Origin of the sequence: Mycobacterium sp. SA01 (assembly GCF_041287105.1) — a bacterium.
Taxonomy (GTDB): Bacteria; Actinomycetota; Actinomycetes; order Mycobacteriales; family Mycobacteriaceae; genus Mycobacterium.
In genome coordinates this window covers 1-15,093 of sequence record NZ_JBGGNO010000007.1, presented here as the reverse complement: position 1 = coordinate 15,093, position 15,093 = coordinate 1, and the positions used below count along the sequence as shown (strand labels likewise).

Annotated in this window: 15 protein-coding genes; 10 read left to right on the top strand and 5 right to left on the bottom strand. The window is 67.5% G+C overall.

The genetic code is table 11. The features are described 5' to 3' along the window. The first annotated feature begins 66 nt into the window (after positions 1-66). From AB4879_RS00650 to AB4879_RS00635, 4 genes are read left to right on the top strand one after another with little or no spacing between them, the layout of a single operon-like run. Positions 67-615: a TetR/AcrR family transcriptional regulator gene (locus tag AB4879_RS00650; protein WP_370505996.1), complete on the top strand. Its 549-nt coding sequence runs from the start codon at positions 67-69 to the stop codon at positions 613-615. 10 nt (positions 616-625) lie between these two features. Further along, complete coding sequence (locus tag AB4879_RS00645) at positions 626-1,105, top strand: ribose-5-phosphate isomerase (protein WP_102805716.1); 480 nt, start codon at positions 626-628, stop codon at positions 1,103-1,105. Between the two features lie 3 nt (positions 1,106-1,108). Next, positions 1,109-1,900, top strand: coding sequence for an Fpg/Nei family DNA glycosylase (locus AB4879_RS00640; protein WP_370505995.1), 792 nt, complete (start codon positions 1,109-1,111; stop codon positions 1,898-1,900). 36 nt (positions 1,901-1,936) lie between these two features. Continuing rightward, positions 1,937-3,625, top strand: a complete 1,689-nt coding sequence (locus AB4879_RS00635; RefSeq protein ID WP_370505994.1) for a cation:proton antiporter — start codon at positions 1,937-1,939, stop codon at positions 3,623-3,625. A 107-nt stretch (positions 3,626-3,732) separates the two neighbouring features. On the opposite strand, the gene AB4879_RS00630 is transcribed toward AB4879_RS00635, so the two are convergent. Beyond that, positions 3,733-4,560 (bottom strand): DUF1542 domain-containing protein, encoded by an 828-nt coding sequence (locus tag AB4879_RS00630; RefSeq protein WP_370505993.1) that lies wholly within the window; start codon positions 4,558-4,560, stop codon positions 3,733-3,735. A gap of 54 nt (positions 4,561-4,614) precedes the next feature. After that, complete coding sequence (locus tag AB4879_RS00625; RefSeq protein WP_370506048.1) at positions 4,615-5,784, bottom strand: serine hydrolase domain-containing protein; 1,170 nt, start codon at positions 5,782-5,784, stop codon at positions 4,615-4,617. 138 nt (positions 5,785-5,922) lie between these two features. Here AB4879_RS00625 and AB4879_RS00620 point away from each other — a divergent pair, with 138 nt between their 5' ends. Continuing rightward, entirely contained in the window at positions 5,923-7,653 is a 1,731-nt protein-coding gene (locus AB4879_RS00620) for a metallophosphoesterase (protein ID WP_102805791.1), read from the top strand. Here the strand turns inward: AB4879_RS00620 and AB4879_RS00615 are convergent. Both AB4879_RS00615 and AB4879_RS00610 read right to left on the bottom strand, forming a co-directional pair. Further along, positions 7,644-7,823 (bottom strand): hypothetical protein, encoded by a 180-nt coding sequence (locus AB4879_RS00615; protein WP_370505992.1) that lies wholly within the window; start codon positions 7,821-7,823, stop codon positions 7,644-7,646. The two genes, AB4879_RS00620 and AB4879_RS00615, sit on opposite strands and share 10 nt — an antisense overlap. A gap of 332 nt (positions 7,824-8,155) precedes the next feature. After that, a complete protein-coding gene (locus tag AB4879_RS00610; protein ID WP_370505991.1) occupies positions 8,156-9,559 on the bottom strand; it encodes a flavin monoamine oxidase family protein in 1,404 nt (467 codons plus the stop codon). 84 nt (positions 9,560-9,643) lie between these two features. On the opposite strand from AB4879_RS00610, the gene AB4879_RS00605 reads away from it, so the two are divergent. The 4 genes from AB4879_RS00605 (at position 9,644) to AB4879_RS00590 (ending at position 13,405) form a co-directional block, all read left to right on the top strand. Continuing rightward, the gene (locus AB4879_RS00605; RefSeq protein ID WP_370505990.1) at positions 9,644-11,014 is read left to right on the top strand and encodes a hypothetical protein; all 1,371 of its coding nucleotides are present in this window, start codon (positions 9,644-9,646) and stop codon (positions 11,012-11,014) included. Next, the gene (locus AB4879_RS00600) at positions 10,996-11,370 is read left to right on the top strand and encodes a hypothetical protein (RefSeq protein WP_370505989.1); all 375 of its coding nucleotides are present in this window, start codon (positions 10,996-10,998) and stop codon (positions 11,368-11,370) included. The genes AB4879_RS00605 and AB4879_RS00600 overlap by 19 nt, the downstream gene beginning before the upstream one ends. 143 nt (positions 11,371-11,513) lie before the next feature. Further along, positions 11,514-12,788 (top strand): PGRS repeat-containing protein, encoded by a 1,275-nt coding sequence (locus AB4879_RS00595; RefSeq protein WP_370505988.1) that lies wholly within the window; start codon positions 11,514-11,516, stop codon positions 12,786-12,788. Between the two features lie 101 nt (positions 12,789-12,889). Further along, positions 12,890-13,405, top strand: coding sequence for a hypothetical protein (locus AB4879_RS00590; protein WP_370506047.1), 516 nt, complete (start codon positions 12,890-12,892; stop codon positions 13,403-13,405). A 5-nt stretch (positions 13,406-13,410) separates the two neighbouring features. Here AB4879_RS00590 and AB4879_RS00585 read toward each other — a convergent pair whose 3' ends face one another. Further along, positions 13,411-14,088, bottom strand: coding sequence for a hypothetical protein (locus AB4879_RS00585; protein ID WP_370505987.1), 678 nt, complete (start codon positions 14,086-14,088; stop codon positions 13,411-13,413). 136 nt (positions 14,089-14,224) lie between these two features. Here AB4879_RS00585 and AB4879_RS00580 point away from each other — a divergent pair, with 136 nt between their 5' ends. Continuing rightward, positions 14,225-14,932: a hypothetical protein gene (locus AB4879_RS00580; RefSeq protein ID WP_370505986.1), complete on the top strand. Its 708-nt coding sequence runs from the start codon at positions 14,225-14,227 to the stop codon at positions 14,930-14,932. The last annotated feature ends 161 nt before the right edge of the window (positions 14,933-15,093 follow it).

Genomic DNA, 15,093 nt, shown 5'->3' with positions numbered 1-15,093 from the left:
GTCATACTCGGCGATGCGGAGGAACCTCCGCTTAAGCGACCATAACAAAACGGAGGGGCCTCCGCTATGGCTGAGCGGGCGCGCGCTGACGCGGTGCGCAATCGTGAGCGACTGCTGCGGGCTGCCGCCGCAGCGTTCGCGTCCGGCGATGGGCCGGTCTCGCTCGAAGGGATCGCCCGCGATGCCGGCGTCGGGATCGGCACGCTGTACCGGCACTTTCCCAGCCGGGAGGCGCTCACCGAGGCGGTCTACCGCACCGAGTTGGCCGAGGTTTCGGCGTCGGCGGCGCACCTGCTCGACCGGCACCCGCCGGCCACCGCGTTGCGGCGCTGGATGGACCGCTACGCCGAGTTCGTCGCCGCCAAGCGGGGCATGGCCGAATCGCTGCGCGTGGTTTTCGAATCCGGTGCTGTGACGCCCGGCGACACGAGAGCCGGCATCGTCGGCGCCGCCGAACTATTGCTGGCCGCCGGCGTGGCCGAGGGCTCTCTGCGTCCCGACGTGCGCGCCGACGACCTCGTCTCCAGCATGTTGGGCATCACCATGGCCAGTAGCTCGACGGAGCAGACCCAGCGGATGCTGGACCTTCTCGCGGCCGGAGTGGCCGCCCGTTAGGGTTACGGCCATGCGTGTCTACCTCGGCTCCGACCATGCCGGATACGAACTCAAGCAAGCCATCATCGAGCACCTGAAAAACGGTGGTCACGAGCCGATCGACTGCGGCGCCTACAGCTACGACGCCGACGACGACTACCCGGCCTTCTGCATCGCCGCCGCGGTGCGCACCGTCGCCGACCCCGACAGCCTGGGCATCGTGCTCGGCGGCTCGGGCAATGGCGAGCAGATCGCGGCCAACAAGGTGCCCGGCGCCCGCTGCGCGCTGGCCTGGAGCACCGAGACCGCCTCGCTGGCCCGCGAGCACAACAACGCCCAGCTGATCGGCATCGGCGGACGCATGCACACCCAAGAGGAGGCGTTGGCGATCGTCGACGCGTTCCTGTCCACCCCCTGGTCGAAAGCGCCACGGCACCAACGCCGTATCGACATCCTCGACGAGTACGAACGCACCCACGTCGCGCCGCCGGTGCCCGGCGCCCCGGCCTGACCTGTGCCCGAAGGGCACACCCTTCACCGGCTCGCGCGGCTGCACCAGCGCCGCTTCGCCGGCGCCCCGGCGGCCGTGTCGAGTCCGCAGGGCAGGTTCACCGATGCCTCGATCGTCCACGGCCGGGTGTTCACCCACGCCTCGGTCTGGGGCAAGCACCTGTTCCACCACTATGACGGCGGTCCGATCGTGCACGTCCACCTGGGGCTGTACGGCACCTTCACCGAGATGCCGGTGCCGATGCCGCTGCCGGTCGGGCAGGTGCGCATGCGGATCGTCGGCGACGAGTGGGGTACCGACCTACGAGGCCCGACCGCCTGCGAGGTGCTCGACGAGGCGCAGGTATCGGCCATCGTCGCCCGGCTCGGGCCCGACCCGCTACGCCGGGATGCCGACCCTGCGCTGCCGTGGTCCCGAATCTCCAAGTCCCGCAAGACCATCGGCGCCTTGCTGATGGACCAGAGCGTGATGGCCGGGGTCGGCAACGTGTATCGCAGCGAACTGCTCTTTCGGCACCACCTCGACCCGTTCCGGCTGGGCCGGGACATCTCCGAGGCCGAGTTCGCCGACGCCTGGACCGACCTGGTCACGCTGATGAAGGTCGGCGTACGGCGCGGCAAGATCGTGGTGGTGCGGCCCGAACACGATCACGGTGCGCCGTCGTACGCCCCGAACCGTCCACGCACCTACGTATACCGGCGCGCCGGTGAGCCCTGCCGGGTGTGCGCGACCGCGATCCTGACCGCCGAATTGGAAGGTCGCAACGTGTTTTGGTGCCCCACCTGCCAGGTGTGATCAGCGCCGCCGGACGGCACCCGCGAGAATGCTTGTATGGAACTGATTCTCGTCGTCGTCGGCGCCATCGTCGTCGCCGCGATCGCCAAGAACCGTGGCTTGGAACCCGCCCTGATGATCGTCGTCGTGGGTATCGCCGCGTCGTTCCTGCCCGGCTTCACCGCGCCTGAACTGGAATCCCATGTCCTGCTGTCGGTGGTCCTGCCGCCGCTGTTGTACTCCGCGGCACTGGACTTCTCGTTTCCCGCGTTCATACGCAACATCAAGCCGATCCTCGGCCTCGGGGTGGGCCTGGTCGTGGTCACCGCGTTCGCCGTGGCGGCGGTGTCCGCCTGGCTGGTCGTGGTGCCGCTGACGTTCGCGACCGCGCTGGTGCTCGGCGCCATCGTCGCTCCGCCTGATGCGGTCACCGCCGTCGCCGTCGGCCGCAAACTGGGCCTGCCCAAGCGGGTGATGACGATCCTGACCGGTGAGAGCCTGATCAACGACGCCGCCGCGCTCGCGTTGTTCTCGATCGCCGTCGCCCAGATCGCCGGCACCCACGTCTTCATCGCCAACCCGCTGCTGCTGTTCGGCTACAGCGCGCTGCTCGGCCCGGTGGTCGGCGTCGCGCTGGGCTACGTGACCCTGTGGATTCGCGAACGTCTCAACAGCGCCAGCCTGGAGACGATCCAAGGCCTGGTCGTGCCGTTCGCCGCGTACCTCACCGCCGAGCGATTCCATGCCTCCGGCGTGCTGGCCGTGGTGGCCGCCGGGTTCATCGTCGGCAGCGGCACCCTGAGCGCCGGCTATCAGACCCGGCTGCAGGAACGCTACGTCTGGCACTCCGTGGACGTGCTGCTGGAGGCGTTCGTCTTCGCCTATATCGGGCTGCATCTGCGCTTTGTCCTGGAGGATCTGCGCGACGCCCACGAGTCGCTGGCGGAGGTCGGCATCGGCGCGCTGGCGGTGCTGGCGATCGTGCTCGTGATTCGTCCACTCTCGGTGTTCGTGATGTTCGGCCGAGGTGTGCTGTCCCGTCACGTCGACCGCAGGCTGAGTGTGCCGATTCCCGAGGGCGGCCGCGGCGCACTGGGCGTCCGCAAACCCGGAAAGCCAAAAGGCAAGTGGCGCTCCATGATCGACCACACGGCGTTGACGTGGCAGGAGAACGTGGTGGTGTCATGGACCGGGATGCGTGGCGTGGTGACGCTGGCTGCCGCGGCCGGTATCCCGCCGACCGTCGCCAGCGGCGAGCCGTTCCCGGAACGGGCCACCATCCAGGCGATCGCATTCGCCGTGGCGGTGGGCACCCTGCTGCTGCAGGGTTGGACGTTGCCGCCGCTGATCCGCCGGCTGCATCTGTCCTCGCGGGAGGACGACCGGATCTACGACCGCGAGGAGACCTACAAGACCGAGCAGACCGTGCACTTTGCCGCCGACGAGGTGCTGGCCCGGTTCGAGGCGGAGCCGCCGGCGGGCCTCGACCCGCACGTGCTGACCGAGATCCGCACCTGGATTGCCCGCCATTCCAAGGATGCCGATGAGATGCCCGACCCTGAGGAGCACAATCTTCGCGCGGAGGTGTTCTCCACGTTGTACCGCAATGTGCTTGCCGCGCAACGTGCTGCGTTGATCACCGAACGCGACGAGGGACGCATCGACGATGAGGCCGTGCGTGCGATGCTTGACAGGCTGGACTTGCAGGAGGCCAGCGTGACCGCCCGGATGGAGAGCCGGATCTAATTCCCCGGGTCGCTACGCTCCTGCCCGCCGGATCTAATTCCCCGGGTCGCTACGCTCCTGCCCGCCGGATCTAACTCCCCGGGTCGCTACGCTCCTGCCCGCCGGATCTAGAAGTCGCCGAACCCGCCGAAGTCGCCGCCGCCGAAGTCGCCGCCGCCCCAGCCGCCGCTGTCGCCGAGGCCGCCGCCGTCCCAGCCGCCGCCGTCGCCACCCCAGCCACCGTCCTGGCCGCCGGCGTCCAGACCCTGATCAAATCCCTGGTCGTAGCCCTGGTCGAAACCCGAACCGAAGCCGTTCTCGAATCCCGAAGCGCCGTAGTCGACGCCGTGCATGCCGGAGAACAGTGCGTCGAACAACAGCACCGACCCGACACCCCACGCGCCGGCCACCAGGGCCGTCTTCCACCACGGCTCGGAATACCAGCCCGCCGGCACCGGACGGCCCGCGACCCGACCGCCGGGGTAGTAGTTCGGGGTCCGCTGGCTCGGTGTGGGGGAGGCCTCGATCTCGCGGCCCTCGAACTGAACCTTGCGATCCTCGGTCACCGCGCCCGCAGCCTTCTGGCCGGACACCGTCTCCAGTTCGGGCCCGGGATCCATACCCATCGCGGTGCGGGCGGCTCGCACGTAGTACAGCCCTTCGATGGCGCTTTCCTTGGCCAGCATCGCCTGCTTGGCGGTGGTGGCCTGATCGATCTGAGAGGAGGCGGCGGTGAACCGCTCGGAAGCGTCGGCCAGTGCTTGACTGGCGGCCTCGTTGTTGCCGGACAGGTTGAGCACCTGGCCGCCCAGGCGCTCGATCAGCCGACGGGCATCGGCCTTCGCGTCGGCCAGTGCGGCCGCGTTGCGATTGCCCGAGGCCCGCGATGAACTCACCACCGCCAGCACGATCACGCCGATGACGACCAGGATGAGCACGACCAGCACACCGTTCATGGCGTCCACAGTACCGATCCTGTGAAAGTGCTCCGGAGAACGAGAATTAGCTCATCAGAGCACACCGAGGGTGCGATACACCTCGTCGCTGAGCGCGGTGCTGCGCGGGTCGGCATTGCACTTGGTGGCGTCGAAATAGTTCATCACGTAGGCGTAGCCGATGCGGTGCTCGAGGTCGACGAACCCGTAGGAGCCGCCCGAGCCGCCGTGGCCGAAGCTGCTCAGGTTAGGGCCTGCCACACCGCGTTGGTTGAGCATGTAGCCCAGGCCCCAGCCGTGATCGGCGACCCGGGGCCCGAGCACGACGTCGGGATCGAAGCCTCCCTGAGAGACCCGCACCGCCTCCAGATGATCGCGGCTGAGCAACTTTTCCTGCGCGAGGCCGTTGTAGAACGTGGCCAGGCCGAGCGCCGACACATGACCGTTTGTGCTCGGGAACTCGCTGACACGCCATCGCTCGAGCTCGTTCGAGCCCAGCTCGTCATCCGGGACGAAGCCCATCGCGACGGCCATCCCGGCCATCGGATGCTCGGCGAGTGAGGTCGGATATCCCGGTGCCTGGCCGTTGGCCAGGACATCGCGAATGTGAGGCTTGTTGATCATCTCCGCGCAGCGGTGGTGTTCGGCGGTAGGCAGACCGATATGGACGTCGACGCCCATCGGCTCGGCGATCTCGGTCCGCAGATACTGGCCGATGGTGCGCCCGGTGACCCGGCGGACGACCTCGCCGAGAATGAACCCGAAGCTGACCATGTGGTAGCCCTGGGCTGTGCCCGGCGGCCACCACGGCTCGGCGGCGGCGAGGTCGGCGCAAACCCGGTCCCAGTCGGTGGTGTCGCTCCAGTGCATCCGGGTGCGGGGCCCGATCACCCCGGAGCGGTGCCCGAGCACCGCCGCGATCGTGATGTCCTGCTTGCCGTTCGACGCGAATTCCGGCCAGTACCGGGCGACCGGGGCGTGCAGGTCGAGCTCGCCGCGATCGGCGAGCAGGTGCACACACGTGCTGGTTAGACCTTTGGTAGCGGAGAACACGCTGGCCAGCGTGTCCTGGCGCCATCGGCGGCGCCTGCGGGCATCGGCATAGCCGCCCCACAGATTGACCACCAGATCCCCGTCGACCCACACGGCGACCGCTGCGCCGACCTCAGCGCGAGAGGTGAAGTTCGCCTCGAAAGCGTCGCGCACCGCGCCAAAACCCGCGGCGCACGCACCGCCGATGGGAATGTGGTCGCTCAACGCGCCTCCTGGCCGCCGGGTATCGCCTGAATCTACGGCGGCCAGGTTAGCCAGCGAAGTTGTGAGGACGATTGGAGCGGAATCGAAACCACCCTGTAATTAGCGCTGACGCCGGCGGATGTGTTCATGTGGATTTTCCGGGCGGTTTGGCGTTCTCGCAGGACCGTACGTCACGATCCTGATGTGGAGATTCCCGATACGGGCATTCCGCCGGCGCTTGCGAGCCGGATGACGATGGCCGAGCAGTACGAATGGCATCAGAGGTATCTACGCGCTCGCCCGGTCTCGCGGCGCAACTTCCTGCGCGGGTCGGCGGCGGCAGCAGCCGTGGCGGCACTGGGAGCCGCCCCGTTCGGGCGCCGCGCATACGCACAAGATGCGCCGCTGGCGGTGGCGGGCCGGCGCGTCGGCTACGGCACCGACGCCTCGAGTCAGCTGCGCCTGGCCGGCCAGTTGTCGCGAAATCCAGGCGCCACCAAGGTCTTCCTCGACCACGGCCCGACGCCCGGGCTGGGTGCGACGGTCGAGGCGGAGGTGCGCAACCTGGTGACCCAGATCCCGGACAGCAGCGGCGGGGTGCTGTCGGCCGAGCAGTTCTACGTCCATGCGCCGGTGGACGGACTGCCCGGGCGTACCCCGCACTTCTACCGGTGGCGCACCGACGACGGGTTCGTCAGCGACGTGCGTTCCGCGGCGACCGCAATGCCCAGTGCGCGAGATGCGGTGGGCTGGTTCCGGTTCACCATGATGGGGGACCAGGGCACCGACGAGACACCGCTGGCTCCGCCCGGTCTCACCCGGGGCGACTACGACGACAGCTATTACAAATCCGACAACGATCCGACCGTCTCGCACACCGGCAACGTGCTGGATCAGATCGTGGCGGCGCGCCCGGACTTTCATGTGCTCGCCGGTGACATCGCCTACGCCGACCCCTCCGGTGCGGGCAAGCCGCCGCAATTCGTCCGAAAGGGCGAACCGCCCAAAGGTTTCGACAAGTTCAACCCGTATGTCTGGGACGTGTATCTGAACTCCATCGAGGCCAGCGCCTCGACGACACCCTGGATGTTCGCCACCGGCAACCATGACATGGAAGCCGCCTACCCGGTGCACGGCTACGGCGGCCACCTGGCGCGGCTCGATTTTCCGGGCAACGGTCCGTCCGGCTGCCCGTCGGTCTATTCGTTCACCTATGGCAACGTCGCGGTGCTCTCGCTGGACGCCAACGATGTCAGCTATGAGATCACCGCCAACCGGGGTTACTCCGGCGGCACGCAAAATGGTTGGGTAGAAAGGACTTTGGCTGCGCACCGGGCCGATCCTGACATCGATTTCATCGTTTGCTTCTTCCATCACTGTGCCTACTCGACCACCGAGGCTCATGCCAGCGACGGCGGTGTGCGGGCCGCGTGGGTGCCGCTGTTCGACCGGTACCAGGTCGATTTGGTGTTGCAGGGCCACAACCACGTGTTCGAACGATCCGACCCGATCCGGGGCGGCGCACCGACCCGGACGGCCGAAGACAATGCGATCGTCTATCCGGAAACCGACGGCACCGTCTACTACACGGTGGGATCAGCGGGACGGCCGCGGTACAACTTCCAGCCCGGCGAACCGGAGAGCTACCGCGGCAATGTGGCGCCGGATACGTTCGTGGGCAACAGCTATGTCTGGACGGCCGACGGCCACAAGCAGACCGAAGCGGTCGGCTGGTCCAGGGTGCGGTTCCGCAACTACGCCTTCATCCGGGTCGATGTGCGGCCCGGCAACCTGATGAGTGAGATGGATGTGACCGCGGTCGACGAGTACGGCCGTGAGTTCGACAAGCTGACCTACCGCCGGCAGGTTCAGAAGTAGTCGAAGTGGTAGCCGGCCGCGCTGAGTAGACCGGCCTGTGACACGGCAGCGGGCGACCCGAAAAGTCCCATCAGAGGGACGGTCAGATCGGCGGCAACGGCGGGCGCGGCGGCCTGTTCTGGGCATTGGTGGTGGTGATGACGGCTCGGCCCAAGCAGAATGCCTCCCATACCCCATGGGGTATGATCGAATCATCGGGAAAGAAGGAGGGTCAGGATGGCTAAGAGGGTGAAGCAACTGGCAGGTGCACTGGTCGCGATCGCGGTTTCCGCGGTCATCTGGGCTCCGGTCTCAGCTGCTGCTGAGAGTAACTCGACCTGCGTCACAACCGGCGGATCGACCGATTGTCAGGCGCCGGACAATGCCCAGATTTACGCGGCTCCGCACGCGCTGCCCGCCTCTGGGGGCCATTCCAATCCCAAGTGGCAACCGCTTGGTTACAACCCGAAGTGGAATGGCTTCCAGCCTTGAGGTCGGGGCGCGTGAACTACCCGCCAATGCACTAAGTTTCGGCCCGATGAGGCGTGGACGCGCTAGGCGCATGCGCAGCCTCGTCGGCCTGCGTTGCCAGCACTTCCCTGGCCGCGCGTTCTCCGGAGCGGACCGCACCGTCCACCCAGCCGTGCATGACCCCCGACGTCTCGGTGCCCGCCCAGTGGATTCGGCCGCAGGGTTCGGTGATCGCCGGTCCGAACTCGGTGAGCACACCTGGGGGGCAGTGGCTGAGCATGCCTCCGCCCGAATATCTTTCGACGCTCCAGTCCTGATCGAGGTAGGCCACCGGGGTAGCGGCCCGGTGGCCGAAGCGCTCCACCAGATGGGCCAGCACTTGCTTCTTGCGCGCGTCGGGATCCATCTTCGAATACCGGCGGCCTTCGGGTCCCTCGGTGATCACACACATCACCCCGGGTCGGGGTGCGTCGGTGGATGCGTCGATGGTCAGCGTCGCGAGCGTTCCGGGTGCGAATGACTGGCCCGTCAACCCATCTTGTCGCCAGAACGGCTCGTCGTACACGATGTTGATCTTCACCACAGCACCACTCGGTACCCGCTGGTGCAGGAAGGCGCGGTCCACCGGAAGCATCGGCTCGTAGAGGATGTGGCTGGCGATCGCCATCGGTACCGCCACGATCACCCGTTGTGCACGCACGGTCATGCCGTCGCTCTCGACGGTGACACCCTGGTCGTCCTGAGTGATCCGCCGCACAGGCTGATTCAGATGCAGCGAGTCTCCGAGCGCGACGGTCATCTTGCCGGACACCGCGCCCATGCCGCCGACGATGCGGGAATCCTGCGACCCGTCCTTGATGCCGAGCACGAAGGACGGCCCGCCGCCGGAGGCCAGCTGACGCAGTACGAACAACATCGACGTCTCGGACGCCGCTGATGTGTACAAGCCGGCGATGGCCGCTTCCAGCAAGGCGTGTGCGGGCTTGGACAGTGTGCGGTCATTGAGCCAGGAGGCGTACGTGATGCGGTCGAGCTTGTCGGCGTTCTTGGCTTCCCACGGCGCCTCGAGGGGGATCGTCTTGCACAGTCGGGTCAGATCGAGGAAGACCGCACCCATGTTGAGCGCCGCCCAGGGACTCATCGTCAACGGGATGGTGCCCTCGTAGCGATAGTGCTTGCCGTCGACGACCATCATGGCTTCACCGTCGGTGTACTGCTTGTAGCTGCCGACGCCGAACTCCTTCAGCAAGCCGTAGATGGCATCTTGGCCCGGTCCGATCCACGCGCCGCCCCGGTCGATCCAGACACCCTCGGGGCCCTCAACGGTAAAGGTGCGCCCGCCGATCCGATCGCGGGCTTCCAGCAGCGCCACCGATCGGCCTGCCTGTCGGAGTCGCAAGGCGGCAGTCAGCCCGGCGAAGCCGGCCCCGACCACGCAGAAATCCACAGCGGCCATGGCTTATCGTGCGCTTCGCGATATACATCCTGTGGGCATTTGGCAAAGTATTGACCTGCCCGCCGCACGGTCCCCGGGAGGACAATGAGCACCGACGAGTCCGTACGAACCGCTGTGGTGTTCGTGCACGGTTTGCTCGAACGCCGACCGATGGACGTCCTCGACGATTTCGCCAAGACGGCGTTGACACCGCACGGTGGCCGCTGGGAGTACGCCCCGCAGCCGATCGAGATCACCGACTCCTACGAGGCGCGCCGCTACGCCGCGCCGTCGGGCGTCGATCTCTATGAGTACGACTGGTCGTTTCTGATGATGAGCGGGCGGTACGCCGGCTTCATCCCCGCCCTGGCGCGGGTGTTGCTACGGCGTCCCCGCCACGTACCGGACCAGTTGTTCGGCATCTGGCGCGTGGTCGCGCTGACGGTGCTCATTCCATTGGCCGTCATCGTGGCGCTGTTTGTCGTAGGAGGCTATTTCCTGCACACCGGGGTGGCCGGCTGGATCATCGGCGTCGCCACCAGCGTCGTGGTCCTGACCGTCGCGCTGGCCGTGTTCCGGCTTCTCCCGCGAGCATTGACCCGCAGCTTCTTGACCACGGGCTTCGTCAACGTCGCCCGCTACTTCGACATCGCACCGGAATCTCACGCCGCGAGGCGCGCGATCCGCGGCGGGCTCGTTGACCTGTTGTACACGCTGCACCAAGGGCGTTATGCGCGAGTGGTCGTGGTCGGGCACGGCATCGGTGGCTACATCGCCTATGACGCCCTCACCGAGTTGTGGGCCGAGTTGCACGAGCTGCGGGCCGCGCCAGGCCCGGCGCCGAGCTGGTCGACGGAGGTTGGCGACTCGACCGAGGAGTTTCAGCACCAGCAGTTCTCCCGGTGGCAGGACCTCCGACGACTGGGAAACCCATGGCGGATAACTGATTTCGTGACCATGGGAACGCCGATGGCGTTGGCCGACCTGTTCGTGGCCCGGCCGCCGATTCTCGGCGGCTGCGGTCGCGTCGACAGGCGGCACGCACTGTTCAGCTCACTGATCCGTCGGGGTGTGGTGTGTAGTTGTCCACCGCTGGATGAGGAGTCCGCGGATTCGACGACGGTGGGTGGGCTGTCGCCATTCGCGGTGACCCGCTGGAGCAACATCTGGTTCCCGGTGCGGCGGGGCGCTATTCGCGGCGACTGGTTCGGCGGGGCGCTGGCGCCGTTGTTCGGAACAGGCGTCCGCGATATCGCGGTCAGCGGCAGTCTCCCCGAACGCTTGACCCCCGGGCTCGCGCACACCCGCTATTTCAAGTATCCCGAGAAGGATGCTGATGGTGACGTGGCATCCGCGCTTCGGAAAGTCCTTGCTCTCGAGGATTATTCGGGACTGGGTGTGTCGGTCAATGCACCCGAGCCCGATCCGGCGACGGTCGGCCGGGTGGTGTACCGGTCATGGCAGCGCAGTATGTGATGCCGGGTCGGGGGCGAGGGATCGCCTTGCGGGTGGTGTGCGCGGTCAGCGCGGTTGCCGCAGTTCTGTTGGCTGTCTTGGCGGCCAATGATCTGTACTTCGCCGGCTTCCCGGACTCGCATCTCACCGACTATGACCGAGCGGCCGAGACGCCCAAGCGGGTGCTGATGTGGGCGCAGTGGGGTTTCGTTCCGCTCTTCCTGTTGCTGGCACTTGCGCCGATGAAGTCGAAGGTTCGCGCCACCGCATTGGTCGTCGGTCTGGTCGTACTTGTTGGCACCGCCGTCGCTCAACGGGTCGGTATCCCTTGGTATTTCGCCACCCATCTCGGTCTCGACAACGGAACCGGCGGTTGACATAGTGTGTGACGCAGATCACTAAATCGCTGTGAACCATCTCTACCGTCCCTCTCGTGAACCGAGGAGTCAACGAAGACGAATCCCACGGAAGGGTCGGGGCGATGGCGCATGCCGCAACCAGGATGATCACAGTAGCGGCGATGAATGTACTCGCCACGGCCGCACTGCATTTCCCCGGTGATCCGCCCGCCGCAGCGCCTGTGTTGCACACCCGGCCGATTGCTCTGGCCGCATCGCTGGATCACCAGTCCGCGCCGCCCGCACCCAACCGGCTGATCGCGGCCACTGGTGAAACAGCTTCAGGCACAGAGAGATCGATTGCCGAGGTGGTCGAATCTCGCACCGAGTCGGCACCGCCCAGCACACCTAGGCGGGTCCGGACGGTCAGCTCGGCGCCGAGCCTGGTGGTCCCCTTCCATCCCGGCGTGAGCAGTGTGCACCCCGGTGGACACCGTCAGGCCGCCGCGGTGCCGGCGCTGCCGACCCCGGAGGCCATCGCCGGCCAGATCCGCGCGTTCGTCGCCGTCTACATCAGTAACGGAACTGCTGCGCATCCCGACGCGGGGTTGTTGATAGGCAACGGGTTCGACGGTGCGACCGGCCAGGACGGTGGGCGCGGCGGCATGCTGTTCGGCAACGGCGGGCGCGGTGGTGACGGGCTGCAGTCCGTCCAGAATGGCCGGGCAGGCAACGGCGGCAGCGCTGGGTTGTTCGGCAATGGGGGCGACGGCGGCCGAGGCGGCGACTTCACCGGCACGCAGGGAACCGCATCCGTCGGTCGTCAAGGCGGCAAGGGCGGTAACGGCGGGCTGCTGATCGGCAACGGCGGTAAGGGTGGCAACGGCGGCACCGGTCAAAACCTCGATACCGGTGCAGGCAACGGTGGTCTCGGAGGGCAGGGCGGCAACGCCGGGGTGTTCGGTCGCGGTGGTGACGGCGGCCAAGGCGGCACGGGAAACGCCGGAACCGGCACGGCCCGAGGGGGAGCGGGCGGCAATGGCGGCCGCGCGGGAACGGTCGGAGGCGGCGGCGCCGGCGGCGCCGGCGGAAGCGGCTCCAGTAAGGGCAATGCGTTCGGCGGCGACGGCGGGACCGGGGGAGAAGGCGGACGGATCACCGGCCGCGGCGGTGATGGCGGAACCGGCGGTGCGGCCGGCAGCAATGTCGTCACCAGCACGGCCACGGGTGGCCACGGTGGCAACGGCGGCGACAGCCATGGGATCCGCCAGACCGGCGGCGCGGGCGGCCAGGGCGGCAACGCTCAGTCGATCCCGGGGACCGGCATCGGCGGCGACGGTGGCAGCACCGGCCGCAGTGGACCCGGCGGTGGCCGTGGTCCGGCCGGATTAGGTGGCGTCGGCGTCGGGAGCACGCCCGGCAGCCACAACGGCAACGCGGGCGCCGGCGCCCCGTAGGCCGGTCGCGCGCAACCCGCATTGCGGGGCGAGATGGATGCTTACGCTCGGCGGGTCATCGACACCACCGGTGTGTCGGCGAACCTGGAGCAGAAATGACCATGTCGAAATTGGGCCTCGCGGCGGCGACAGTGGCCGCACTGTCGATGGCTCCGGCCGCCGCGCACGCGGATCGCGCTGAACCGCCACCCTTGTACGGGTACTACAACCTGTTGATCGACTTCTCGAAGCAGACGTTCAACGGGGTGCCCACACCCATGAACCCGATCACCTTCCCGGTCCCGTTCGCCACCCACTGCGATGCCGGCGGCTGCGTCGCGACCCTCGACAACACCGACGATCATGCCCGTAATCCGGGCGCGCCAATGTCATACGACTACCGATGGAATGGTCAGCGCTGGGAGACCAGCGGTGAGTACCCGTACTTCTGCGACCGCAACGACCCCACCAGCGTCGTGATGGCGCAACGCTCCGACTATTGGGTTCCGAAACCCGACGGCAGCTTCGCCGGCGAGCGCACCCTGATCATCGGCGGAGCCGGCTGCCCGGGTGAGGGTCCCGGCACGCATCGGCTGCCGATAGCGCTGACGCCCATCGCTCCGCCGCCGGCGGGTTGACCAACTCAACCCGCTGCGGCGCTCGTGGCCCGCTTGCTGCCGGCCTTGCCGGCTTTCGCCGTCGCAGACGGGGTCGGCTTCTTGGCGCCGCGAACTTTCGCGGCCGCACGGGAAGGAGTCGTACGGCCGCTCGACGCTGTGGAGCGGCCGGTGCTGCCGGTGGCCCGGGTGGGTGTCGCGACACGGTTGGCCGGCTTGATCCGCGCCTGCGCCGGCGATGAGCCGCTGCATGTCTGCCCGGCGAAACACACCGGGAACTTCGGCACTCTCGGAACGTGGAAGACCCGCAGCACCGGATTGACGAGGTTGGCGAAGCCATTCCAGGCGTAGGCGGTCGCGGCGAAGGCCACGACGAGGCCGCTGAGCCCGATGGCCGCGAGACCGGGGCCGGCGCCCAGACCGAGACTGTTGAGGTACTCCAGGATCGACGCCGCGAACGCGAGGAAGTCCGGTGGCGCGGTGGTGTCGTTGGCGGTCTGGCTCGCCGATGCCGGCCGGGGCGCCGCCGTCTCGACGACGGCGCTGAGGTCGATCACATCGACGGACGCCAATGCGACCGCGTGAACTTCATTGCGAGGGGGCGTGACACTCGGCGGCGCTGTCACCAGACCGAGAGCAAGGATTCCGGCGGCGGCCGCCGCGGCATACGGACGAACAACCCTGCTCTGGAGATCTGGGCTCATCATCACCTTTGGTCGTCGGCCCCTACGGCGAATCGATCATGACACCGGCGCATCCACCCGGAGTTGATTTCCCGAACAATATTTGCGCATCCGTCAGTCCAGTTTGGGCACTCCCCGAATTGGACATGATGGGACGGTGAAACTGCTTCCGACCCCCGACGTGGCGCTCGCCGACTCCGACGTCGAAGACGCACTGGGCCGGGCCGTCGCGGTCATCAATCCGCTGCTCGACGTGTTGTGGTGGACCGACCCGCTCGGAATCAAGCGGCAAGAGCCGCCGAACGTCGTCTCCCGGGTCCTCAACGCGGCCGATGTGCCCGGCACCCTGGCGTGGGACGACCTGGACACCGACGACCGGATCGCGTGGTGGGTGTGGCGCGTCGGTGCCCTGAACACCGTCGTGGTGGCCGTGCCCGGCCTGCTGGGAGTCATCGGACGACGACTGCCGATCCAGGATCTCCTCGGCTTCGCCAACCAGGCCATCGTGCTGTGTGCCGTGGCCCGCGAACTGGGCGTCACCGACTACCGGCGGCAGACTCGGATGCTCGCCTCGGTGCTCTGCGAGCGGGATCTGGCGGTCGTGGTGCACGACCCCGACCGAGCGGCGATGGCCATCCCGTTCACCCCACAGGGCATCGCCTCAGCGGTGTGGAAGCTGGTCGGAGTCCTCGACGCCGTCGGCGACGAGCTCGCCAAGCGGCCGCACCCGCGAGCGCCGTTCCGGTATGTGGCCATGCTGCCGGGCCTGGGCGCGGTGGCCTCGTACCTCGGGGAAATCGGCGCGCTGTCCCGAGCCGCCAAGCGGGGGCGAAAGTGGGTCGACCAGCAAGAACGACCCAGGTAGGGCGGTTCAGTGGAGCGGGCGACGGTGTGATGCTTCAGGACATAGGAATGGGGTGTGTCAAGACATCGGAATAGCTTGACGGCGTGACGTTAAGTGGATGTCGAAGGCTCGCCTGGTCATCACCGCGGTCGTTATCGAGGGTCGTAGCCAATCTTCGGTGG